This is a genomic window from Streptomyces sp. NPDC050439, from assembly GCF_040655335.1.
GTDB lineage: Bacteria > Actinomycetota > Actinomycetes > Streptomycetales > Streptomycetaceae > Streptomyces.
Genome location: NZ_JBFAJT010000005.1, coordinates 22,908 through 45,924 on the forward strand (window position 1 = coordinate 22,908; position 23,017 = coordinate 45,924).

Sequence of the window (23,017 nt, forward strand, 5' to 3'; positions counted from 1 at the left end):
GGGCCGGGGTCATCCTCGTGCGCGCGACGGCGGCGGACAGGAGCGGCGCCGCGACGAGCGTGAGGACGCCGAGGGTCTGGACGGTGATGAGCGGTCCGTGGCGCAGCGCCCCCACGTGGAGCGCCGCGCCGGACAGGTTGAACAGGACGGAGGCCCACCAGGCCCCCGTACGGAAGAGCCGACCGGGGCCCCGCGCCGCCACCCGCCGCTGCACGACGGCAGCGGCGGCGTAGGCGAGGGCCGAGACGACGCCGAGTGCAAGAACCGGCACGACGGTGTCCACCGCGGCTTCCTTTCGCAGACGGGGACTCGGCAATCCGGGGGCGCGGGGTTCTGGCCCCGCGCCCCCGGACCCGGATCCGGTTCCTCAGGGCGGTGTCACGCGCCTCCCGGCACGTCCGTGACGTCCTCCGGGCGGATCCTCGGCAGGGCGAGGACGAGCAGGCAGGAGAGGCCGAAGCAGCCGATCTGCCAGTAGACGACCTGCTCGAAGCTCTCGCTGAAGTTGGTCTTGCGAGCCTCGGGCACCGCCTTCTCCAGGACCGCGGCCCGCACCTTGTCCTTGACCTCCTGCGGGGCCGGGTTGTTCGCCATCTCCTTCTCGATGGCCGCGCAGCTCTCGGGCGTCTCGGTCAGGTCCTTCTGGTTCATGCGGTCGTGGAAGCAGGTCTGGAACCCCGCGACCGCCTTGTCCTGCTGCTCGTCCACGACGCCCGCGGACGTGAGGTCCCCCCGCAACTCAGACACCGCGGAGCGGCTGGAGTCATCGGCGTTGTTGCCCAGGAATCCGTAGAAGAGGATGCCCGCGACGGCGATGCCGATCGCGATGCCGACCTGCTGCACGGTGGCGAGCATGCCGGACGCCGAGCCCGCCTCGCGGGAGCGGATGCCGGCCAGGATGATGCCGGTGCACGGGGCGAGGAAGAAGCCGCCGCCCATGCCGGCCACCATCAGCGAGGGGATCAGCTGGTAGCCGTGCAGGTCCGATCCGGCCCAGTGGACGGTCGCGATCACCCCGGTCATGCCGACGAGCAGGAGACCGGTGCCGAGGGCGAGCGTCTTGGTGCCGAGCTTCTTGACCACGGCCGTGGAGCGCGCCGACCCGGCCGCGATGAGGACGGCGAAGCCGAGGCTCACCAGACCCGCCGAGATCGGCGTGTAGTCGAACCCGACCTGCAGGCTCATGAAGAACGTCATGAAGAAGGACGGGATGCCGGCGAAGAACACGATGCTGATCAGCAGCCCGACGGAGAACGACCGCTCCTTGAAGAGCCGCATCGGAATGAGCGGCGACTTGTCGGGCCGGTTCGACAACTTGGCCTCGTAGAGCGCGAATCCGATCAGGATCAGCGGGCTGAGACCGAGCAGTGCCAGGCTCCAGGTCGGCCAGTCGTGCTCGCGGCCGATCACCAGCGGCAGGATCAGGCTGAAGAGTCCGGCGGAGAGGATCGTCGCGCCCACCACGTCGAGACGCTGGGCGCCCTCCGCCTTGGACTCGGGGATCTTGGCCATGCCGAGCGCGAGCGCCACCAGGCCGACGGGCAGGTTGACGTAGAAGATCGCGCGCCAGTCGCTGCCGAGGATGTCCATGTCGATCAGCCAGCCGCCGAGCACGGGCCCGAGAACGGTGCCGAGACCGATCGAAGCGCCGTACATGGCCAGGGCCTTGGGCCGCTCACGCGTCGAGAAGGTGACCTGGATGATCGAGAGGACCTGGGGGAACATCAGGCCCGAGAACAGGCCCTGCAGCACCCGGGACCCGATCAGGAACGTCGACGTGGGGGCGGCGCCGCACAGCACGGAGGCGGCGGTGAAGCCCAGCATGCCGATGAGGAAGATCTTCCGTCGGCCGTAGATGTCGCCGAGCCTGCCACCGGTCACCAACGCACAGGCGAAGGCCAACGAATAGACGGCGACGACCAGTTGGATCTCGGCGAAGGTGGCGCCCAGGTCACTCTGCAGCGACGGCAGGGCGACCATCGTGATCGTGGTGTCCAGCATCTGCATGAAGATCGCGGAGAGCGTGACCGCGAGGACCACCCAGCGTGCGGAGTGTCCGGCGGGCCCTGATCCGGACGAAGTACCCGGCGGTTTCCCCGCCTTCACATCGGTACTCATTGCTTCCATGTTCCCTCCTCGGGCCCACTGACTGCGGCCTGCTGGATTATTCACTGTCCAATGAAGTCTACGAGCATTGAATTTCCTCACGCAACCCTGATGGCTCGCTTCCGGACATCCGGACTCCGCTCCACTGCCGTACAGGCGGACAGGTTTGAGGGGTAGTCACGCTGTTGCGGCAGGGAGTTGCACTGTGTCCACGAGGAGCGGACCACCCGGTCCAGGGCATGCAGAAGCGAGCCTTTGCGTTTATGAATGCAAAGGCTTAAGAGTCGGGCCGCCTACGGTTGCCGCGGACCCTTGCGACGGCCGGGCCGGCTCAGCGTCCGGCCGAGAGATAGCTGGCGACGACCGGCATGAGCGTGCGCACGAGTTCGTCGGAGCCGCCGTCCTTGGCCAACTCGGCCGGAAGCAGCTCCAGATGACGTGCCATCACGACACCCACGAACAGGCTGCTGATCAGAGCCAGCCTCATCTCGCCGTCCTCGTCCTCGGCGACACCCTCGGGCACGAGCGACTGCCGCAGCCGCGACTCGGCGGCGGACAGGTCGAGCGCGGACCGCAGGACGCCGAGAATGCGCGTGCGCTGGACCTGGTCGTCCCAGTCGGCCACGGCATTGCGGAGCAGCCACTCCGCGGCGTCCGGATCACGCCGCCCGACGGCTTCGCGGAGCACCTCGGCCGGCCGGACCGTCTCCGCGACCACGGCGGTGAACAGATCCTCCTTGGAGGGGAAGTAGTGCCCGATCAGGGCGGGATCGCAGCCCGCGTTCGCGGCTATGGAGCGCAACGAGGCCCTGCGAAAACCTTGTTCGGCGAAGAGGTCCGCGGCGGACCGCATGATGGCCTCGCGCGTGCTCGGCACACCCTTGTCGTCCCCCACGGCGGCAGCCCCTCTCGCTCACGAGCCCGCACGGAATCAATTCAACTGCCGATGAAGTCTACATATAGTGAGTTCAGCGGTCCAGCCGTCCGGCACCGGCACCCCGGATGAATTCAACGCCTATTGAAATATTCTGACGCCGCTTCTAGGCTCGGCCCGGGCGGCGGTCGGACAGCCGCTCGACCGCCCAACCGCCCCCAGCAAGAGAGGACTTGTGCCGGTGACGAAGCAGACAGAGCGGCTCGATCGAGTCATCATCCGTTTCTCGGGTGACTCCGGCGACGGCATGCAGCTCACCGGGGATCTGTTCACCTCGGAGACGGCATCCTTCGGCAACGACCTGTCCACGCTGCCGAACTTTCCCGCCGAGATCCGCGCGCCCGCGGGCACGCTGCTCGGAGTGTCCAGCTTCCAGCTCCACTTCGCCGACCACGACATCCTCACGCCGGGTGACGCGCCGAACGTCCTGGTCGCGATGAACCCGGCCGCTCTGAAGGCGAACCTTGCGGATGTTCCCCGCGGGGCCGAGATCATCGTCAACACCGACGAGTTCACGCCGCGCGCGCTCCAGAAGGTCGGCTTCGCCTCAAACCCCCTCGACGGGAACGAGCTCGACGCGTACCGGGTGCACCCGGTCCCGCTGACGACGCTGACGGTCGAGGCGCTGAAGTCGCACGATCTGTCCCGCAAGGACGCGGACCGGTGCAAGAACATGTTCGCGCTGGGTCTGCTGTCGTGGATGTACCACCGGCCGACCGAGGGCACGGAGAAGTTTCTGCGCGCCAAGTTCGCCAAGAAGCCCGCCATCGCCGAGGCCAACATCGCCGCATTCAGAGCGGGTTGGAACTTCGGCGAGACGACCGAGGACTTCGCGGTCTCCTACGAGGTCGCCCCGGCGGCCGAAGCCTTCCCGGCCGGCACCTACCGCAACATCTCCGGCAACCTCGCCCTCTCGTACGGGCTGATCGCGGCGGGACGCCAGACGGGGCTGCCCCTGTTCCTGGGCTCGTATCCGATCACTCCGGCCTCGGACATCCTGCACGAGCTGAGCAGGCACAAGAACTTCGGTGTGCGGACCTTCCAGGCCGAGGACGAGATCGCCGCGATCGGCGCCGCATTGGGCGCCGCGTTCGGCGGGTCGCTGGCTGTCACCTCCAACTCCGGCCCCGGTGTGGCGCTGAAGTCGGAGACGATCGGCCTGGCGGTGTCGCTGGAACTGCCGCTGCTGATCGTGGACATCCAGCGCGGCGGCCCCTCGACCGGACTGCCGACCAAGACCGAGCAGGCCGACCTGCTGCAGGCCATGTACGGGCGCAACGGCGAGGCGCCGGTGCCGATCGTGGCACCGAAGACGCCGGCGGACTGCTTCGACGCGGCACTTGAAGCGGCCCGCATCGCGGTCACCTACCGCACCCCCGTGTTCTTGCTGAGCGACGGCTACCTGGCCAACGGGTCGGAACCCTGGCGGGTGCCACAGGTCGACGAACTGCCCGAGATGCTGGTGCAGTTCCCACAAGGCCCCAATCACGTCCTGGAGGACGGCACCGAGGTCTTCTGGCCCTACAAGCGCGACCCGGAGACTCTTGCGCGCCCTTGGGCGATCCCCGGCACGCCCGGTCTGGAGCACCGCATCGGCGGCATCGAGAAGCAGGACGGCACCGGCAACATCTCCTACGACCCGGCCAACCACGACTTCATGGTCCGCACCCGCCAGGCCAAGATCGACGGCATCCAGGTGCCCGACCTCGAAGTCGACGACCCCGGCGGCGATGCGCGCCTGCTGGTCCTTGGCTGGGGCTCGACCTATGGGCCCATCACCGCCGCCGTCCGGCGTCTGCGCCGCGCGGGAACACCCGTCGCCCAGGCCCACCTGCGCCACCTCAACCCCTTCCCGCACAACCTGGGCGAGGTCCTCAAGCGTTACGACAAGGTCGTCGTCCCGGAGATGAACCTGGGCCAGCTCGCCCTGCTGATCCGCGGGACCCATCTGGTCGACGTCGTCTCCCACACGCAGGTCAACGGGATGCCGTTCAAGGCCGAGCAGCTCGCCACCGCCCTCAAGGAGGCCGCCCGCCATGCCCACTGAGGCCCTCACCCTCATCCCCAAGACCGACCAGCCCCAGACCGCCAAGGACTTCAAGTCCGATCAGGAGGTGCGCTGGTGCCCCGGCTGCGGTGACTACGCCGTCCTGGCCGCCGTGCAGGGCTTCATGCCCGAGCTCGGCCTGGCCAAGGAGAACATCGTCTTCGTCTCCGGCATCGGCTGCAGCTCACGCTTCCCGTACTACATGAACACCTACGGCATGCACTCCATCCACGGCCGCGCCCCCGCCATCGCCACCGGACTCGCCACCTCGCGGCGGGACCTGAGCGTCTGGGTGGTCACCGGGGACGGCGACGCCCTGTCCATCGGCGGCAACCACCTCATCCACGCCCTGCGCCGCAACGTCAACCTGAAGATCCTGCTGTTCAACAACCGGATCTACGGCCTCACCAAAGGCCAGTACTCCCCGACCTCCGAAGTCGGCAAGATCACCAAGTCGACGCCGATGGGCTCCCTGGACGCGCCCTTCAACCCCGTCTCCCTCGCCATCGGCGCGGAGGCCAGCTTCGTGGCACGGACCGTGGACTCCGACCGCAAACACCTCACCTCCGTACTGCGCGAGGCCGCCGAACACCCCGGCACCGCACTGGTGGAGATCTACCAGAACTGCAACATCTTCAACGACGGCGCCTTCGAGATCCTCAAGGACAAGCAACAGGCCCAGGAAGCCGTCATCCGCCTGGAACACGGGCAGCCCATCCGCTTCGGCGCCGACCGCGCCAAAGGCGTCATACGCGACCCCGCGACCGGCGACCTCAAAGTAGTCCCGGTCACACCTGAGACCGAGTCACACATCCTCATCCACGACGCACACACCACCTCCCCCACCCAAGCCTTCGCGCTCTCCCGCCTCGCCGACCCCGACACCCTCCACCACACCCCCATCGGCGTCTTCCGCAACACCCAACGCCCCGTCTACGACACCCTCATGGCCGACCAGCTCGACACCGCCATCGAACACAACGGCAAAGGCGACCTCACCACCCTCCTCACCGGCAACGACACCTGGACCGTGGAGCGATCCTCATGACGTACGTCATCGCCCAGCCCTGCGTCGACCTCAAGGACAAGGCCTGCGTCGACGAATGTCCCGTCGACTGCATCTATGAGGGCGCGCGGAAGATGTACATCCAGCCCGACGAATGCGTCGACTGCGGTGCCTGCGAACCCGTCTGCCCGGTCGAGGCCATCTTCTTCGAGGACGACACTCCCGACGAGTGGCAGGACTACCGGAAGACGGACCTGGAGTTCTTCGCCGAGCTCGGCTCCCCGGGCGGTGCGTCCCAGCTCGGGCCTCTCGACCGCGATCACCCGGTGGTCGCCGCGCTGCCCGTCCCGCCCCTCTGACACTCCCCGCCCCGCTTACAGGTTCACCCCGCCCGCCCCACCACCAACCACCGCGACGGCAGCTCGATCCGCGTCCCGTCCGGGATGAACTCGGTGGTGGTCAGCGGGAGTTCACCCTTCGCGAGCACCGTAAGGCCCGCCGCGGTGACGTACTCCGGCACCGCGGCGTCCGCGACCTCGCCCGGCGCGATCCCGTGCGCGAAGACCGGCGCCAGCTTCGGCGGCGGGCCCTCGGGGCTCTGGGCGAGGCCTCGCAGGATCGGGCCCGCGGCTTCGGCGAGTTCCACCACGAACGCTCTGCCGCGCTCGCCGAGCAGCGTCGCGATGCCGTCGACGAGGGGCTGGCGGTCGTCAGGGTCGCACTGGTGGAGCACGCCGCGCATGTAGATGTTCGCGTCGCCGATCTCCGCGTGCAGTTGTTCCGCCTCCGCCTTCTCCGCGGCGTCGACCTGCCGGAACTCCACCTGTCCCGCCGGGTCGGCGGCCCGTGCGTGACGCAGCGCGGCGGCGGACAGGTCGGCGCCCAGAACGCGCGTGTAGCGGTCGGCGAGGAAACGCGTCTGGGTGCCGTTGCCGCAGCCGAGGTCCAGTAGGGGCAGTCCCGCGGCCACCAGGTGCGGTTCGAAGAGGGCGAGGTGGATGCCGACGGTGAGCACGGGTTCGGCGTCCCAGAAGACGGCCCCCTCCTCGACGGGGGCGTCTCTCCAGAACCCCTCCCACGCCTCCCTGTACCGACTCGTGACGCTCATGCCCAGCTCCCCAGGATTGCGACGACGACCGCCGAAGCCGACGGCAAGATCGGTCTATCGCGCCCGGGGTGTACGGACAAGTCACCGGCGCCATCAATTGCGCGGCGGCCCCAGCTCGAACCACACGGTCTTGCCGGATGCCGTACGGCTGGTCCCCCACTCCTTGGCGAGCACGCTGACGATCCGCAGTCCGCGCCCGAACTCGTCGCCGGGGCCCGCGTTCAGCAACGTGGGCAGGGTGTGGTCGTCGTCCTCGACCTCGCAGATCAGCGTGGCCCCGGAGCGGACCAAGCGGAGCTCGACACGGCCGCCCCGCGAGTGCCGTACGGCGTTGGTGACGAGCTCGCTGACCAGGAGCTCGGCGGTCTCGGCGAGGGCGTCGCGGGACCAGCCGCGCAGCTGTTCGCGGACCAGGTCGCGGGCCCTGCTCACCTCGCTCGGGTCGAGTGCGAGCCCCCAGGTCGCGACGTCCTCGTCCGCGACGCCGTTCAGGCGTGCCATCAGGAGGGCCACGTCGTCCTTGCGTCCGCCGCGGGTGTTGAGCGCGCGGATGATGGTGTCGCAGGCGGCGTCCATGGAGGCGGCCGGGTGGGCCGCGGACTCGGTGAGCGTGGCGAGGCCGACGCCGATGTCCTCGCCGCGGACCTCGACGAGGCCGTCGGTGCACATCAGGAGCCGGTCGCCGGGCGCCACACGTACGGTGACCGCCTCGAAGGGCACGCCGCCCACGCCGATGGGCGCTCCCGTCGGCAGCTCGAGGAGTTCGCTGCGGCCGTCCTCGGCGCGCACGAGCACGGGCGGGATGTGGCCCGCGTTGGCGAGGTGCAGCGCGCTGCCGATGGGGTCGTAGACCGCGTACAGGCAGGTCGCGAGGTAGTGCTCGCCGAGCCGCTGGGCCAGGTCGTCGAGGTTGCGCAGGAGCTGGGCGGGCGGCAGGTCCAGGGCGGCCATGGTCTGGACGGCCGTACGCAACTGGCCCATCATCGCGGCCGAGTTGAGGCCGTGGCCCATCACGTCGCCGACGACGAGCGCGGTGCGCGAGCCGGGCAGCTTCACGGAGTCGAACCAGTCGCCGCCGACCCGGCCGAGGAGCGTGCCCGGCAGGTAGCGCGTGGCGATGTCGCAGCCGGTCATGCGCGGCTCGATGTGCGGCAGCATGCTGTCCTGGAGGGTGTCGGCGACGCTCTCCTGGTAGGTGTACATGCGGGCGTTGTCGAGCACGAGGCCTGCGCGGGCGGCGAGTTCGGCGCCGGTGACGCGGTCCATGTCGTTGAAGACGGGCCGCTCCTGGTGGCGCAGCAGGATCATGAACCCGAGCACCACGTTGCGGGCCTTCAGCGGTACGACGAGCATCGAGCGGTGGTTGATCAGCGGGCGGATGTCGCGCTTCTCGAACTGCGAGGCGATGGCGTTGCCCATCTCCTCGGTGATGCGCGGCACGAGGACCGGATCGCCGGAGGTCATGCACTGGAAGAACGGGGTGTGCGACGGGAAGGGCATGGATTCGCCGACGGGCACGACGTCGTCCCAGCGGCCCGGCTCGTCCGTGTGCTCCACGGCGACCCGGTGCCACATCGTTGTCTCGTCGGGCGGCCCCTCGGGGAAGCCTTCGCCCGCGACGACCTGTTCGCGCAGATAGGTGCCCGCGACGTCGGTGAACCGGGGCACGACGGCGCGGCTGACCTCGATGATGGTGCGCGAGAGGTCGAGCGAGGAGCCGATGCGGCCGCTGACCTCGTTCAGGAACTCCAGGTGTTCGCGCACCGCCGCGTACTCGAGGTCCTCGCCCTCGTCGCGGGTGCCGGGCTCGGGCGTGCTGCCGTCGGCGGCGGCCTGCTGGGCGCGCAGCCTGCGCGCCTTGCGTTCGGCACGCCGCGGCACGCCCCAGTCGGGCGTGACGGGCACGCGGTCGTGCTTGCTGAACTCCAGGACGGGATAGCCCAGTTCGAGGATCTGCGCCACGATGCGGGAGCTCTCGCCCACGCTCATGCTGGGCAGGATCTCGGGCAGCCGGTCGGCCAGCTCGTCCGCTCCGGGGAAGTCCGTGTGCAGGGCGAAGCCGGGCGCGATCCGCTCGACCTGCCCCGGCTCGGGGTCGTCCTCGTCGGCCAGCCGGTCGGCGTCCGCCGCGAGGACGAGCAGCCGCTCCGGCCCGGGGCCGATGAGGGGGTACGCCCACCACAGGACGTCCACCCGGTTCCGTTCGCCGCCGGGCACGGAGAGGCGCGCGCGTCCGGCGGCCGGGTACGAGATGCGTCCGTCGAGGGAGGTCTCCAGGTCGGGGCCCAGGCCGTCGTACTCGCCGTAGTTCGCGTGGCCTTCGGGGATCGCGCCCGCCACCGGGAGCAGGTCGCCCGCCGGGCTGCCGACCGCCACCTCTTTCGTGTACCCGAACAGCTTGCGCGCGCCGGTGCTCCAGTGCGACACGAGGCCCGCGCCGTCGATGACGACCACGGCGAGTGGGATCCGGCCGGCCACGGCATGCTGCGCCACCGGCCCGTCCGGGGTGCCGTATTCCATGGCCAACGCTCCTTCCGGCGGCACCGCGAAGGCCTGCGCCGCCCCAACCACCGTACGACCGGCACAGGTTGCCATGCGGTGCAATAAGGGAATTGGGCCCCACGGGGGCGCCTCCGGCGGGTATTTTCCCTTCCTCCCGCCGCGACGCCCCGGAGATCCGGCCGAACCGCCCTAATCCTCGTGGCCCAGCTGGAGGTCTCGTTCCGTACGTCCGCCGCCCGCGACCTGGAGCACGGTCGCCACCGGCGGGTAGCCCGCGGCGATGACCGTGTACTCGCCGGACGACAGGTCGATGAACCGGAAGGTGCCGTCCTGACCGGTCGTGAGGGTGTCCACGACGTTGCCCGCCGCGTCGAGCAGCGTCACGCGGGCGTCCTCCACGGGCCGGCCGCCGGTGGCCCGCACGGTGCCGCGCAGGACGGCGCCGCCGGCCAGCTCGACGTCCTGCCGCGTCTCGCGGGACGCCTGCACGCTGACGGGCAGGGCCGCCGGGCGGAAAGCGGGTGCGCTGGCGGCCAGGGTGTACTCGCCGGCCACCAGCTCCGTGATCACATAGCCGCCTTCGCGCCCGCTGCGGGTGGTCGCCACGACCTCGCCGCGGACGTCGGTGAGGGTCACCGCGGCGTCCCTGACCGGGGTCCCGTCGGCGGTGACCACGCTGCCGGCCAGACGACCCGCGCCGCCTAGCACCACATCCAGCTCCACTGGGCGCTCGCCGACGGTGACGGTGACCGCCTGCGGCTGATGGCCGCCCGCGGCCGCGATCAGGACGAACGATCCCGAGCCCGGCGTGGAGAGGGCGTACCGCCCGTCGTCACCGCTCGCGCCGCGGCCGATCTGCCGGCCCCCGACGTCGATGAGGGTCAGGGCGGCGCGGGGCACGACGGTGCCGTCCGGGTGCTGCACGGTGCCGCAGACGGGCACACCGGCGGCGTAGGAGGTACGGGCCTGCGGGACGGGTGTGGCTTCGGCGGTGGGGGCGTCCTGGGACGCTGCGCTGGACAACAGGGGGGTCTCCTTGAGGAAGAAGGTGATCAGCATGCCGAGGACGAGGACCGGGACCAGGTAGAGGAAGATCCGGGGCATCGCGTCGGCGTACGCCTGGATGTAGCCCTCGCGCAGCGGGGCCGGCATCGCGTGGACGAGCTGCGGGGTGATGGCCTCGGGGTCCGGAAGGCCGGCCCCGGCCGGGATGCGGTCGGCGAGGGAGTCCGCGAGGCGGTCGGCGAAGAGCGTGCCGAAGATGGCGGCGCCGACACTGCCGCCGATCTGCCGGAAGTAGTTGTTGGCGCTGGTGGCGGTGCCCAGGTCGGAGGGGCGTACGGCGTTCTGCACCGCGAGGATGAGCACCGGCATGACGAGGCCGACGCCCGCGCCGAGCACGGCCATCCAGATGCTGTAGTGCAGCCGGGGTGTGTCGGCCTCCAGTCGGGAGAGCAGCCACATGCCGATGACGGACAGGATGCCGCCGATGACCGGGTAGATCTTGTAGCGCCCGGTGTGGCTGATGAGCTGGCCGGAGAGGATCGAGGCGCCGACCACGCCGCCCATCATCGGCAGCATGAGCAGTCCGGACTCGGTGGCGCTCGCGCCGTCGACCATCTGCAGGAACGTCGGCAGATAGCTGGCCGCGCCGAAGAGGGCGACGCCGACGACCATGCCCACCAGAGCGGTGATGTTGAAGACCGAGTCGCGGAACAGGCGCAGCGGGATGATCGGTTCTGCGGCGAAGCGTTCGGCGACCACGAAGAGCACGACCGAGGCGACGGCTCCGGCCGCGAGGCCCAGGATGACGCGTGAGCCCCACGCGTACTCGGTGCCGCCCCAACTGGTCAGGAGCACCAGGCAGGTGGAGGCGGAGGCGAGCAACAGGGCGCCCAGCACGTCGAGTCGGGCCTTGACCACGCGCTTGGGGAGCTTGAGCCCGAAGCTGACGACGAGCAGGGTGACGAGCCCGAAGGGGACGTTGAAGTAGAAGCACCAGCGCCAGGTGACGTGGTCGGTGAAGAACCCGCCGAGCAGGGGTCCGGCGACCGACGCGAGGCCGAAGGCGGCGCCGATCAGGCCCATGTAGCGGCCGCGTTCCCGGGGCGGGACGATGTCCGCGATGATCGCCTGTACGCCGATCATGAGGCCGCCCGCGCCGACGCCCTGGAGGGCGCGGAAGGCGATGAGCTGGTCCATCGTGCGCGACCAACCGGCAAGCGCGGAGCCGATGATGAAAATGACGATCGCGAACTGGAAGACGCCCTTGCGTCCGAAGAGATCGCCGAGCTTGCCGTAGATGGGCAGGCCGATCGTGGACGTCAGCAGGTAGGCCGTGATCGCCCAGGACATCTTGTCCAGGCCGTGCAGCTCACCGACGATCTTCGGGAGCGCGGTGGCGACGATCATCTGCTCGAGCGCGGCGAGCAGCAGCGCGAGCATGAGTCCGACGAAGACCATCCGGACACGCCCGGGGCTGAGTCCCGCCGTCGCCGACACATGCCCTTGGGGTGGTGGCGGCTCCTCGATGCCCGCAGGCACCGCCACCACCGTCAAGTCCCCCTGCTCGGCGCCCTTCACCAGCGTCGTGCCGCCCACGTCCTGCTCCCCTCGTCTGCGCCTGCGCCGCATTTCTCGCATTACGCGACAACTGCGAGCAAGCGCGACGAGTCGCCCCTGTCGGGGGTCCGGCACACGTATGTGCCGGTGGGAGCCCTACGCCGTACAATTGACCCGAGCAGAAAACCACTCGAAACGGTGAGCGTGACAACAACCCTGTTGGGCTACCGGAGTTGAGGTCCGGTCAGGAAGCGTTCCGCTTCTCGGCCTACTTCTCGGACTACTTCTCGATCTCGGCGGCGAGCTTGCCGAGCACCTCGTCGTAGATCCGCCCGAGCCCCTTGGGGGCGAAGGTCTTCTCGAAGAAGCCGCCGATGCCGCCCGCGCCGTTCCACACGGTGGAGACGACCACGCGCGCCTTGCCCTCCCCCGCCGGGGTCACCCGCCAGGTGGTGACCATGGAGGAGTTGCGGTCCTTCTCGACGAGCTCCCCGTCGGTCGGCTCGCTGACCTCCAGGAGGCAGTCCCGGATGCGCTTGCTGGTGGCCTGCAGCTTCCAGTGGACGAGCGTCCCCTCTCCGTCGCCGCCCTCGCGCACCTCGAACTCGCTGAAGTGCTCCGACAGGATCTTCGGACGCGTGCCCTCGTAGTCGGCGAGCGCGTCGAAGACGTCCTCCGGCTGCGCCGCGATGATCCGCTCCGTGGTCGCCTCGACCTGCGCCATGGCACTTCCTCCAGCACTCGGTTGTTCAGGGGTGATCCCCGGAAGCCAACCACCCTGCGTACCGGGCCCCCAAATCGGGGTCGCCGAGGTATCCCCTCACACGATCAAGGGAACATGTGTTCTATTCTGTGGTCAGTGCTACCGAGGAGGCGTCATGCGCTGGGAGAACCTCGCCGACGGGCCGTCACGGGGTGTCGCGGATGCCGCGCTGTTCGGCGCGGACGCGGTCACCACGAGGACCTTCGACACCCCTGAGTTCCGTGGGATCACCTTCCACGAGATCCGGGCCAGAACGATCGTGAACCGGGTGCCCGGGGCGTCCCGCATGCCGTTCGAGTGGACGGTCAATCCGTACCGGGGCTGCACGCACGCGTGCGTCTACTGTTTCGCGCGCAAGACGCACAGCTATCTGGACCTGGACACGGGGCTCGGCTTCGACAGCCAGATCGTGGTCAAGGTCAATGCCCCCGACCTGCTCCGCCGCCGGCTCGCCTCGCCCCGCTGGCACGGCGAGCACATCGCGATGGGCACGAACGTCGACTGCTATCAGCGGGCGGAGGGGCGTTACGGGCTCATGCCCGGGATCATCGCCGCCCTGCGCGATCACGCGAACCCCTTCTCCATCCTCACGAAGGGCACGCTGATCCTGCGGGACCTCGACCTGCTGCGGCAGGCCGCCGACGTCACGGACGTCGGCGTCTCGGTCTCGGTGGGCTTCATCGACCAGGAACTGTGGCGCACAGTGGAGCCGGGCACGCCCGCCCCGGAGAGGCGCCTCGACGTCGTGCGGACGCTGACCGATCACGGCATCGGGTGCGGGGTGCTCATGGCGCCGGTGATCCCCTTCCTCGGGGACCGCTCCGAGCAACTGCGGGCGACCGTGCGGGCCATCGCCGCCTCGGGGGCGACGTCCGTGACGCCGCTCGTGCTGCATCTGCGGCCCGGGGCGCGCGAGTGGTTCATGGCCTGGCTGCAGCAGCACCACCCGTATCTCGTGCGGCGCTACGAACGGCTGTACGCGGAGGGCGCCTACGCACCCAAGTGGTACCAGCGCCGCATCACCCGCCAAGTACACGAACTGGCCGAGGAGTTCGGCATAGGCCCCACCCGCGCGGACACACCCCGCCGCTTCCGCGCGCCCCGCACCCCGGACACCGAGCCCGGTCCCGCGCCCGTCCCGCCCGGCGGCACGCAGCTCACGCTGCTCTGAACCCATGGTCCACGATGGGCACATGAGCCGACTGACCCACATCAACGCCCCCGACGGCGTCTTCCCCGCCGCCCAGTACACCCACGTGGTCATGGGGACCGGACGCTTCGTGGCGATAGCCGGTCAACTGCCCCTGGACAAGAACGGGCAGCTGGTCGGCGAGGACGACCCGGCGGCGCAGGCACGGCAGGTGTTCGACAACCTGTGGCACTGCCTCGTGGCCGCGGGCGGCAGCTTCCGGGACGTCGTGAAGCTGACGTACTACGTCACGGACATGGCGTACATGCCCGCGATCCGGGCCGCGCGGGACGCCCACATGGATCCGGCGCGCCTTCCGGCGTCCTCCGCGGTGCAGGTCGCCGGACTGGTCTCGCCGCAGTTCCTGATGGAGATCGAGGCGTACGCCGTCCTCTAGGAGCCAGGCCTAGTCCGGCAGTCGGGCCAGGGCCGCGGACGCTGCCGCGGCGAGGCGGGGGAAGCCGCAGGCCTGGGTCAGGACCGGGCGTGCCCGGGGGTCTCCCAGTGCGCCGAGGCCCTCCACGCAGGCCAGTGCGATCTTCCCGTAGGGGTCGTGCGGGGCGAGCCTGCGCTTCAGCGTGGTGATGAGGGCGGGCGCGGATTCGGGCGCGCGCAGCTCGGTGAGCAGACGCACGGGGTACAGGGCGTAGGCGACACGCAGCTCATTGGTGGCCAGGGCGGCTGCCGCGCGTGCCGTACGCGGATCGCCCAGCCTGGCCAGGGCGTACGCGGCGGCGGCGCAGCGTGAGGGGTCCCGGTGGTTGAGGAGCAGCACGAGGGACTCGAAGGCCCGGTTGTCCCCCGCGGTGCCGAGCCGCACCGCCGCGAGCTCCCGTGCCCACAGTGGCTGACCCGCCGCGGCGAGCACCTCCGCCAGTTCCTCCACATCGCCGGTCGCGACCAGCCTCTCGTAACTCTCCGAGACTCCTGCCTCGCGGCGTAAGCGTTCCGTCACCGTGCGCAACTCCACGTCCATGACGGGGAGCCTATCCGCGATGTAGATCACAAACCCTGGGGACTGGCGCGCTCGTTACTCGCCGGTTAATCTCATGTGAGCGGGGCACACTCCCCGTCAGCAGTAACTGAACCTCGCAGCGGCCTGGTGACGCAGCCGGTGCGAGCGAGTGTTTGTCGGTTCGGTGCTTCGAGCACCTCAGCTCCACCCAGTACGGCATGGCTCCGGGACAGAGCCGGTCGACTCCTCACGGGCGTGTGCGTTATGCCGCCCGGTCACGACACAGCAGCTCACCCTCCGTACGCCGCGCCGCCGTTGCCGCGCACCGTGCGCCCCTCAGTCGTCACTCACTTCCTGGAGTCCACGCATGGACACTCCCCTGAACACCGTCGCCGTGATCGGTCTCGGCACCATGGGCACCGGTATCGCCGAAGTCCTGGCCCGCGCGGGACGCGAGGTCATCGGCATCGACATCAGCGAGGCCGCGGGCGCCCAGGCCGTCGCCGCCATCGAGTCGTCCACCGCGCGGGCCGTGCGCCGTGAGCACCTCACCGAGGACGAGCGGCGTGACGCGCTCGCCCGCGTCCGCACCTTCACCGACCTGCAGGCCGCGGCCGACGCCGACCTGGTCATCGAGGTCGCCCCGGAGTCGTACGAGATCAAGCAGCAGATCATCCGTGAGCTTGACGGCGTGGTGCGCCCCGGGACGATCATCGCGACCGGCACGAACGCGCTGTCCGTGACCCGTCTCGCCGCCGAGTCGCAGCGCCCCGAGCGCGTGCTCGGCCTGCACTTCTTCAACCCGGCGCCGGCGATGAAGCTGGTCGAGGTCGTGTCTTCCGTGCTGACCGCGCCCGCGGCCGTCGCCTCCGTCACCGACCTGGCGTACGCACTCGGCAAGGAGCCCGTCGCGGTCGGCGACCGGCCGGGATTCGTCGCCGACGGCCTGCTGTTCGGCTACCTCAACCAGGCCGCGGCGATGTACGAGGCGAAGTACGCGTCCCGCGAGGACATCGACGCCGCGATGCGTCTTGGCTGCGGGCTGCCCATGGGCCCCCTCGCGCTGCTCGACCTGATCGGCGTCGACACCGCCCGCACGGTCCTGGACGCGATGTACTCGGAGTCCCAGGACCGTCTGCACGCGCCCGCCCCGATCCTCAAGCAGCTCAGCGAGGCGGGCCTGACCGGACGCAAGACGGGGCGCGGCTTCTACTCGTATGAGGAGCCCGGCAGTTCGGTCGTCGTGCAGGACGCGCTGACCCCGCCGGAGGACGGACGCCACGGCGGCGGGCGCACCATCCGCTCGGTCGGTGTCGCGGGCTCCGGCACCATGGCCTCCGGGATCGCCGAGGTCTTCGCCAAGGCCGGTTACGACGTGGTGCTCGCCGCGCGCAGCGAGGAGAAGGCGGAGAAGGCCAAATCCCGTATCGCCAAGTCCCTTTCGCGCTCCGTCGACAAGGGGCGGATGACGGCGGAGACCGCCGCCAAGACCCTGGACCGCATCACGCCTGCCGGTACGTACGACGCGTTCGCCGACGTCGATCTGGCCCTGGAGGCGGTCGCCGAGGACCTGGAGATCAAGCAGCAGCTGTTCGCGGCGTTCGACAAGGTCTGCAAGCCGGGCGCGATCCTGGCGACCACGACCTCGTCCCTGCCGGTCGTCGCCTGCGCCCGCGCCACCTCGCGCCCCGGTGACGTGATCGGCATGCACTTCTTCAACCCGGCCCCGGCGATGAAGCTGGTCGAGGTGGTCCGCACGGTCCTGACGGACGACGACGTGCACGCGACGGTCCGCCAGGTCTGCGCGACGATCAAGAAGCACCCGGTGGACTGCGGCGACCGCGCCGGCTTCATCGTGAACGCGCTCCTGTTCCCGTACCTCAACAACGCGGTCAAGATGGTCCAGGAGCACTACGCGACGCTCGACGACATCGACGCCGCGATGAAGCTCGGCGGCGGCTACCCCATGGGCCCCTTCGAGCTCCTGGACGTCGTCGGCCTGGATGTCTCGCTCGCCATCGAGAAGGTCCTGCACCGCGAGTTCCGCGACCCGGGCCTGGCCCCCGCTCCCCTGCTCGAACACCTGGTGGCCGCGGGCTGCCTCGGCCGCAAGACCGGCCGCGGCTTCCGCGAATATGCCCGACGGTAGGCCGGAAGCGGACGGGAGCACGCCTGACGGAAGACCGCGCACGGACTGGGGCGGGCTGCTCGAACCGTCGGGCGGCCCCGTCCCGCCGCCGCTCAGCCCCGTCCCTCGGGAGCACTCGGCTGCGCGTATGCAGTACGTTCGGGGCATGCCCAAGGCCGCCAAGTCCTCACGTACGCCCGCTACGCCCGACGCTCCGGAGAGCGCGGCGGGCAGCCGCGCCGCCGCCCAACGGCTCAAGATGCGCCGGGAGCTGGCGGCCGCCGCGATGGAGCTCTTCGCGTCCAAGGGGTACGAGGCGACGACGGTCGACGAGATCGCCGCGCAGGCCGGTGTCGCACGCCGCACCTTCTTCCGGCACTTCCGCTCCAAGGAAGAGGCGATCTTCCCGGACCACGACGACACGTTGATCCGGGCGGAGGCGGTCCTGAACGCGGCGCCGCCGCACGAGCACCCGCTGGACACGGTGTGCCGGGGCATCAAGGAAGTCATGAAGATGTACGCGGCGTCGCCCGCCGTGTCGGTCGAGCGCTACCGCCTGACGCGCGAGGTGCCCACGCTGCGCGAGCGGGAGATCGCCTCGGTGGCCCGCTATGAGCGGCTCTTCACGCGCTATCTCCTGGGCCACTTCGACGAGCAGGCCCACCACGACGGGAACGACGACCCGCTCCTGGCGGAGGTGGCCGCGTCGGCGGTGGTGACGGCGCACAACCACGTCCTGCGCCGCTGGCTGCGTGCGGGCGGCCAGGGCGACGTCGAGACCCAGCTGGACCACGCCTTCGCCATCGTCCGCAGGACCTTCGGTTCAGGCATCGGGGCGGGGCGTGACAGCACCACCGCTCCGGCGGCCTCGGTGAGCACCGGGGGCGATGTGCTGGTCACCGTGGCCCGGACGGACGCACCGCTGGACGAGATCATGCGGACGATCGAGAAGGCTCTGCGGGAGTCTTAGATCCCCGTTTCCACCCTTTTGCCCTCGCCTTTTGAAGGGGCGCTACCCACCGGTAGCGCCCCTTCTGTCATGCCGTCACACCCTCTGACCTGCACTGATCGATCATCTATCAAAAATTGATGGCACTCAGTGTCTTGCCGACTGGCACGCGGTGTCATACGTTGATGTTGTCCGGGCGGCCGGCGTGCAGAGAACCTTCGTACGCCGGCTGTCCCCACAAGCCACGGCTCGTGCGCCCGGACGCCTGCGTCACAGGCAACCTCCCGCGCCACACCAAGCGCTGCCGAGCATCACCTTCGCCGAACCGACGGCACACCCCCACCTGCACCAGCAGCACCCGACGTAACCCTCAAGAGCGTGCTCCCCTCAAAGGGGGCCCGCACTTCGCCGGAGGCATCACCGTGAAGGAAATCCTGGACGCGATCCAGTCGCCGGACTCCACTCCCGCCGACTTCGCCGCTCTTCCGCTCCCCGACTCGTACCGCGCGATCACCGTGCACAAGGACGAGGCGGAGATGTTCGCGGGCCTTGAGTCCCGCGACAAGGACCCCCGCAAGTCGATCCACCTGGACGACGTGCCGGTCCCCGAACTCGGCCCCGGCGAGGCCCTGGTGGCCGTCATGGCCTCCTCGGTCAACTACAACTCCGTGTGGACCTCGATCTTCGAGCCGGTCTCCACCTTCAGCTTCCTGGAGCGCTACGGCCGGCTGAGCGAGCTCACCAAGCGCCACGACCTGCCGTACCACATCATCGGCTCCGACCTGGCGGGCGTCGTGCTGCGCACCGGACCCGGCGTGAACGCCTGGAACCCGGGCGACGAGGTCGTCGCGCACTGCCTGAGCGTCGAGCTGGAGTCCTCGGACGGCCACAACGACACGATGCTCGACCCCGAGCAGCGCATCTGGGGCTTCGAGACCAACTTCGGCGGGCTCGCCGAGATCGCCCTGGTCAAGTCCAACCAGCTCATGCCCAAGCCGGACCACCTGAGCTGGGAGGAGGCCGCTTCCCCCGGCCTGGTGAACTCCACCGCCTACCGCCAGCTGGTCTCGCGCAACGGCGCCGGCATGAAGCAGGGCGACAACGTGCTGATCTGGGGCGCGAGCGGCGGGCTCGGCTCGTACGCCACCCAGTTCGCCCTGGCCGGCGGCGCCAACCCGATCTGTGTCGTCTCCAGCCCGGAGAAGGCCGCCATCTGCGAGGCCATGGGCGCCGAAGCGGTCATCGACCGCAACGCCGAGGGCTACAAGTTCTGGAAGGACGAGCGCACCCAGGACCCGAAGGAGTGGAAGCGCTTCGGCAAGCGCATCCGCGAGTTCACCGGCGGCGAGGACATCGACATCGTCTTCGAGCACCCCGGCCGCGAGACCTTCGGCGCCTCGGTCTACGTCACGCGCAAGGGCGGCACGATCACCACCTGCGCCTCGACCTCGGGCTACATGCACGAGTACGACAACCGCTACCTGTGGATGTCCCTGAAGCGGATCATCGGCTCGCACTTCGCGAACTACCGCGAGGCCTGGGAGGCCAACCGCCTCATCGCCAAGGGCAAGATCCACCCCACCCTCTCCCGCGTCTACTCCCTCGAGGACACCGGACAGGCCGCCTACGACGTGCACCGCAACCTCCACCAGGGCAAGGTCGGCGTCCTCGCCCTCGCGCCCCAGGAGGGCCTCGGCGTGCGCGACCCGGAGATGCGGGCCAAGCACATCGACGCGATCAACCGCTTCCGGAACGTCTGAGGGCTGAGGGTTCGCACATGACAGAGCGTCAGAAGGACCGGCCGTGGCTCATGCGGACCTATGCCGGTCACTCCACGGCCGAGGCGTCCAACGAGCTGTACCGGCGCAACCTCGCCAAGGGCCAGACGGGCCTCTCGGTCGCGTTCGACCTGCCCACGCAGACGGGCTACGACCCGGACCACATCCTCGCCCGCGGTGAGGTCGGCCGGGTCGGCGTCCCCGTCTCGCACGTCGGCGACATGCGGCGGCTGTTCCAGGACATCCCCCTGGACCAGATGAACACCTCGATGACGATCAACGCCACGGCCATGTGGCTTCTGGCGCTCTATCAGGTGGTCGCGGAGGAGCAGGGCGTGGACATCACGCAGCTCCAGGGGACGACGCAGAACGACATCGTCAAGGAGTACCTCTCGCGCGGGACGCACGTCTTCCCGCCGGGGCCCTCCCTCCGCCTGACCACCGACATGATCACCTACACGGTGGCGCACATCCCCAAGTGGAACCCGATCAACATCTGCAGCTACCACCTGCAGGAGGCCGGGGCCACTCCGGTGCAGGAGATCGCGTACGCGATGTCCACCGCCGTCGCCGTGCTCGACGCCGTGCGCGACTCCGGCCAGGTGCCGGAGGAGAAGTTCGGTGACGTCGTCGCCCGTATCTCCTTCTTCGTGAACGCGGGCGTCCGTTTCGTCGAGGAGATGTGCAAGATGCGGGCGTTCGGCCGCATCTGGGACCGCATCACCCGCGAGCGGTACGGCATCACCAACCCCAAGCAGCGCCGGTTCCGCTACGGCGTGCAGGTCAACTCGCTCGGTCTGACCGAGGCGCAGCCCGAGAACAACGTCCAGCGCATCGTCCTGGAGATGCTGGCCGTCACGCTCTCCAAGGACGCACGCGCGCGTGCCGTGCAGCTGCCCGCCTGGAACGAGGCCCTCGGCCTGCCGCGGCCGTGGGACCAGCAGTGGTCGCTGCGCATCCAGCAGGTGCTCGCCCTGGAGAGCGACCTCCTGGAGTACGAGGACATCTTCGAGGGCAGCCACGTCATCGAGGCCAAGGTGGAGTCCCTCGTCGAGGAGTCGCTCGCCGAGATGGACCGCATCGAGCAGATGGGCGGCGCGATGGCCGCCGTCGAGTCCGGTTACCTGAAGTCGCAGCTGGTCTCCTCGCACGCCGAGCGCAGGGCACGCATCGAGTCGGGCGAGGAGAAGATCGTCGGCGTCAACGCCTACGAGTCGACCGAGCCCAACCCGCTCACCGCGGACCTGGACACCGCGATCATGACGGTGGACCCGGCGGTCGAGAACCGCGTCGTGAACGCCCTCAAGCACTGGCGCGACACCCGCTACCAGCCGCCGTTCAACCACCCGCGCCCCTGCAAGGCCCTGGAGAAGCTCAAGGAGGTCGCAGCGGGCACGGGCAACCTCATGGAGGCCACCCTGGAGTGCGCACGCGCCGGTGTGACGACCGGGGAGTGGTCCTTCGCCCTGCGGGAGGTCTTCGGGGAGTTCCGGGCGCCCACGGGCGTCTCCAGCGCTCCGGTGGCCGTCACCGCGGAGGCCGGCACGCCGCTGGCCCTCGTCCGCGACAAGGTCGCCAAGACCGCCGCCGACCTCGGCACCGGCAAGCTGCGCTTCCTGGTCGGCAAGCCGGGCCTTGACGGGCACTCCAACGGGGCCGAGCAGATCGCGGTGCGTGCGCGTGACGCCGGCTTCGAGGTCGTCTACCAGGGCATCAGGCTCACGCCCGAGCAGATCGTGGACGCCGCGCTCGCCGAGGACGTGCACGCCGTGGGCCTGTCCATCCTCTCCGGCTCGCACGCGCAGCTCGTGCCGGACGTCCTGGTGCGCCTGCGCGAGGCGGGCGCGCCCGACATCCCCGTCATCGCGGGCGGCATCATCCCCAACAGCGACGCCGAGGACCTGAAGGCGGCGGGTGTGGCCGCCGTGTTCACCCCCAAGGACTTCGGCATCACCGAGATCATCGGCCGTATCGTCGACGAGATCCGGAAAGCGAACAAGCTCGACCCTCTGGAGGTCCCCGCATGACCGCGCCCATCAACCGCCTTCGCCCCCGTCGCTCCTGTCTCGCGGTACCGGGTTCGAACCCGCGCTTCCTGGAGAAGGCCCAGGGCCTCCCCGCCGACCAGGTCTTCCTGGACCTTGAGGACGCCTGCGCGCCGCTGGCCAAGCCCGAGGCCCGGCACACCATCGTGAAGTTCCTGAACGAGGGCGACTGGACGGGCAAGACGCGCGTCGTGCGCGTCAACGACTGGACGACCGAGTGGACGTACCGCGACGTCGTCACCGTCGTCGAGGGCGCGGGCCAGAACCTCGACTGCATCATGCTGCCGAAGGTGCAGACGGCGGACCAGGTCGTGGCGCTGGACTTCCTGCTGACGCAGATCGAGAAGACGATGGGCTTCGAGGTCGGCAAGATCGGCATCGAGGCGCAGATCGAGAACGCCCAGGGCCTGAACAACGTCAACGCGATCGCGCAGGCGTCGCCGCGCGTCGAGACGATCATCTTCGGCCCGGCCGACTTCATGGCGTCGATCAACATGAAGTCCCTGGTCGTCGGCGAGCAGCCGCCCGGCTACCCGGCGGACGCCTACCACTTCATCCTGATGAAGATCCTGATGGCCGCCCGCGCCAACAACCTCCAGGCGATCGACGGACCCTACCTCCAGATCAAGAACGTGGACGGCTACCGCGAGGTCGCCAACCGCGCCGCCGCGCTCGGCTTCGACGGCAAGTGGGTCCTGCACCCCGGCCAGGTCGACGCCGCCAACGAGGTCTTCTCGCCCTCCCAGGAGGACTTCGACCACGCCGAGCTGATCCTGGACGCGTACGACTACTGCACCTCCGAGGCGGGCGGCAAGAAGGGCTCGGCGATGCTGGGCGACGAGATGATCGACGAGGCGAGCCGCAAGATGGCCCTCGTCATCTCCGGCAAGGGGCGCGCGGCCGGCATGACCCGTACCTCCAAGTTCGAGATCCCGGAGGCCTGAG

General features: G+C 69.5%; 17 protein-coding genes. 10 read left to right on the forward strand and 7 right to left on the reverse strand.

Annotated features, from left to right (window positions below):
* Positions 1-378: 378 nt before the first annotated feature.
* Together AB0I66_RS21080 and AB0I66_RS21085 are read right to left on the reverse strand one after the other, a co-directional pair.
* Positions 379-2,127, reverse strand: a complete 1,749-nt coding sequence (locus AB0I66_RS21080) for an MFS transporter (RefSeq protein ID WP_363209433.1) — start codon at positions 2,125-2,127, stop codon at positions 379-381.
* Positions 2,128-2,437: 310 nt separating this feature from the next.
* Positions 2,438-3,001, reverse strand: coding sequence for a TetR/AcrR family transcriptional regulator (locus tag AB0I66_RS21085; RefSeq protein WP_363209434.1), 564 nt, complete (start codon positions 2,999-3,001; stop codon positions 2,438-2,440).
* Between the two features lie 214 nt (positions 3,002-3,215).
* Here AB0I66_RS21085 and AB0I66_RS21090 point away from each other — a divergent pair, with 214 nt between their 5' ends.
* From AB0I66_RS21090 to fdxA, 3 genes are read left to right on the forward strand one after another with little or no spacing between them, the layout of a single operon-like run.
* Complete coding sequence (locus AB0I66_RS21090) at positions 3,216-5,087, forward strand: 2-oxoacid:acceptor oxidoreductase subunit alpha (RefSeq protein ID WP_363209435.1); 1,872 nt, start codon at positions 3,216-3,218, stop codon at positions 5,085-5,087.
* Positions 5,077-6,135: a 2-oxoacid:ferredoxin oxidoreductase subunit beta gene (locus AB0I66_RS21095; RefSeq protein ID WP_363209436.1), complete on the forward strand. Its 1,059-nt coding sequence runs from the start codon at positions 5,077-5,079 to the stop codon at positions 6,133-6,135. Before AB0I66_RS21090 ends, AB0I66_RS21095 begins: the two co-directional genes overlap by 11 nt.
* Complete coding sequence (fdxA, locus tag AB0I66_RS21100; RefSeq protein WP_363209437.1) at positions 6,132-6,452, forward strand: ferredoxin; 321 nt, start codon at positions 6,132-6,134, stop codon at positions 6,450-6,452. The genes AB0I66_RS21095 and fdxA overlap by 4 nt, the downstream gene beginning before the upstream one ends.
* Positions 6,453-6,475: 23 nt before the next feature.
* On the opposite strand, the gene AB0I66_RS21105 is transcribed toward fdxA, so the two are convergent.
* The 4 genes from AB0I66_RS21105 to AB0I66_RS21120 all read right to left on the reverse strand — a co-directional run bounded on the left by AB0I66_RS21105 (position 6,476) and on the right by AB0I66_RS21120 (position 12,989).
* Positions 6,476-7,201, reverse strand: a complete 726-nt coding sequence (locus AB0I66_RS21105) for a class I SAM-dependent methyltransferase (RefSeq protein WP_363209438.1) — start codon at positions 7,199-7,201, stop codon at positions 6,476-6,478.
* Between the two features lie 93 nt (positions 7,202-7,294).
* A complete protein-coding gene (locus AB0I66_RS21110; protein WP_363209439.1) occupies positions 7,295-9,721 on the reverse strand; it encodes a SpoIIE family protein phosphatase in 2,427 nt (808 codons plus the stop codon).
* 171 nt (positions 9,722-9,892) lie between these two features.
* Entirely contained in the window at positions 9,893-12,235 is a 2,343-nt protein-coding gene (locus AB0I66_RS21115; protein WP_363210031.1) for an MFS transporter, read from the reverse strand.
* A 310-nt stretch (positions 12,236-12,545) separates the two neighbouring features.
* A complete protein-coding gene (locus AB0I66_RS21120) occupies positions 12,546-12,989 on the reverse strand; it encodes an SRPBCC family protein (protein ID WP_363209440.1) in 444 nt (147 codons plus the stop codon).
* A 154-nt stretch (positions 12,990-13,143) separates the two neighbouring features.
* On the opposite strand from AB0I66_RS21120, the gene AB0I66_RS21125 reads away from it, so the two are divergent.
* Both AB0I66_RS21125 and AB0I66_RS21130 read left to right on the forward strand, forming a co-directional pair.
* Entirely contained in the window at positions 13,144-14,199 is a 1,056-nt protein-coding gene (locus AB0I66_RS21125; protein WP_363209441.1) for an Rv2578c family radical SAM protein, read from the forward strand.
* Positions 14,200-14,221: 22 nt separating this feature from the next.
* Positions 14,222-14,614: a RidA family protein gene (locus AB0I66_RS21130; RefSeq protein ID WP_363209442.1), complete on the forward strand. Its 393-nt coding sequence runs from the start codon at positions 14,222-14,224 to the stop codon at positions 14,612-14,614.
* Positions 14,615-14,623: 9 nt separating this feature from the next.
* On the opposite strand, the gene AB0I66_RS21135 is transcribed toward AB0I66_RS21130, so the two are convergent.
* Positions 14,624-15,193: an adenylosuccinate lyase gene (locus tag AB0I66_RS21135; protein WP_363209443.1), complete on the reverse strand. Its 570-nt coding sequence runs from the start codon at positions 15,191-15,193 to the stop codon at positions 14,624-14,626.
* 346 nt (positions 15,194-15,539) lie between these two features.
* Between AB0I66_RS21135 and AB0I66_RS21140 the strand changes: the two genes are divergently transcribed.
* The 5 genes from AB0I66_RS21140 (at position 15,540) to AB0I66_RS21160 (ending at position 23,016) form a co-directional block, all read left to right on the forward strand.
* Positions 15,540-17,321, forward strand: a complete 1,782-nt coding sequence (locus tag AB0I66_RS21140) for a 3-hydroxyacyl-CoA dehydrogenase family protein (RefSeq protein ID WP_363209444.1) — start codon at positions 15,540-15,542, stop codon at positions 17,319-17,321.
* 145 nt (positions 17,322-17,466) lie between these two features.
* Positions 17,467-18,270: a TetR family transcriptional regulator gene (locus AB0I66_RS21145; RefSeq protein WP_363209445.1), complete on the forward strand. Its 804-nt coding sequence runs from the start codon at positions 17,467-17,469 to the stop codon at positions 18,268-18,270.
* Between the two features lie 401 nt (positions 18,271-18,671).
* Complete coding sequence (ccrA, locus tag AB0I66_RS21150; protein ID WP_363209446.1) at positions 18,672-20,009, forward strand: crotonyl-CoA carboxylase/reductase; 1,338 nt, start codon at positions 18,672-18,674, stop codon at positions 20,007-20,009.
* Between the two features lie 17 nt (positions 20,010-20,026).
* Positions 20,027-22,054, forward strand: a complete 2,028-nt coding sequence (locus AB0I66_RS21155; protein WP_363209447.1) for a methylmalonyl-CoA mutase family protein — start codon at positions 20,027-20,029, stop codon at positions 22,052-22,054.
* A complete protein-coding gene (locus tag AB0I66_RS21160) occupies positions 22,051-23,016 on the forward strand; it encodes a CoA ester lyase (RefSeq protein WP_363209448.1) in 966 nt (321 codons plus the stop codon). Before AB0I66_RS21155 ends, AB0I66_RS21160 begins: the two co-directional genes overlap by 4 nt.
* Position 23,017: the final 1 nt, after the last annotated feature.

What these genes read in the sequence shown, in the direction of transcription:
- AB0I66_RS21105 (WP_363209438.1), bottom strand. Translation starts at nt 7,201, where the DNA reads ATGAGCGTCACGAGTCGGTACAGGGAGGCGTGGGAGGGGTTCTGGAGA.
- AB0I66_RS21125 (WP_363209441.1), top strand. Translation starts at nt 13,144, where the DNA reads ATGCGCTGGGAGAACCTCGCCGACGGGCCGTCACGGGGTGTCGCGGAT.
- fdxA (WP_363209437.1), top strand. Translation starts at nt 6,132, where the DNA reads ATGACGTACGTCATCGCCCAGCCCTGCGTCGACCTCAAGGACAAGGCC.
- AB0I66_RS21135 (WP_363209443.1), bottom strand. Translation starts at nt 15,193, where the DNA reads ATGGACGTGGAGTTGCGCACGGTGACGGAACGCTTACGCCGCGAGGCA.
- AB0I66_RS21145 (WP_363209445.1), top strand. Translation starts at nt 17,467, where the DNA reads ATGCCCAAGGCCGCCAAGTCCTCACGTACGCCCGCTACGCCCGACGCT.
- AB0I66_RS21080 (WP_363209433.1), bottom strand. Translation starts at nt 2,127, where the DNA reads ATGGAAGCAATGAGTACCGATGTGAAGGCGGGGAAACCGCCGGGTACT.
- AB0I66_RS21110 (WP_363209439.1), bottom strand. Translation starts at nt 9,721, where the DNA reads ATGGAATACGGCACCCCGGACGGGCCGGTGGCGCAGCATGCCGTGGCC.
- AB0I66_RS21160 (WP_363209448.1), top strand. Translation starts at nt 22,051, where the DNA reads ATGACCGCGCCCATCAACCGCCTTCGCCCCCGTCGCTCCTGTCTCGCG.
- AB0I66_RS21120 (WP_363209440.1), bottom strand. Translation starts at nt 12,989, where the DNA reads ATGGCGCAGGTCGAGGCGACCACGGAGCGGATCATCGCGGCGCAGCCG.
- AB0I66_RS21155 (WP_363209447.1), top strand. Translation starts at nt 20,027, where the DNA reads ATGACAGAGCGTCAGAAGGACCGGCCGTGGCTCATGCGGACCTATGCC.
- AB0I66_RS21140 (WP_363209444.1), top strand. Translation starts at nt 15,540, where the DNA reads ATGGACACTCCCCTGAACACCGTCGCCGTGATCGGTCTCGGCACCATG.
- AB0I66_RS21095 (WP_363209436.1), top strand. Translation starts at nt 5,077, where the DNA reads ATGCCCACTGAGGCCCTCACCCTCATCCCCAAGACCGACCAGCCCCAG.
- AB0I66_RS21130 (WP_363209442.1), top strand. Translation starts at nt 14,222, where the DNA reads ATGAGCCGACTGACCCACATCAACGCCCCCGACGGCGTCTTCCCCGCC.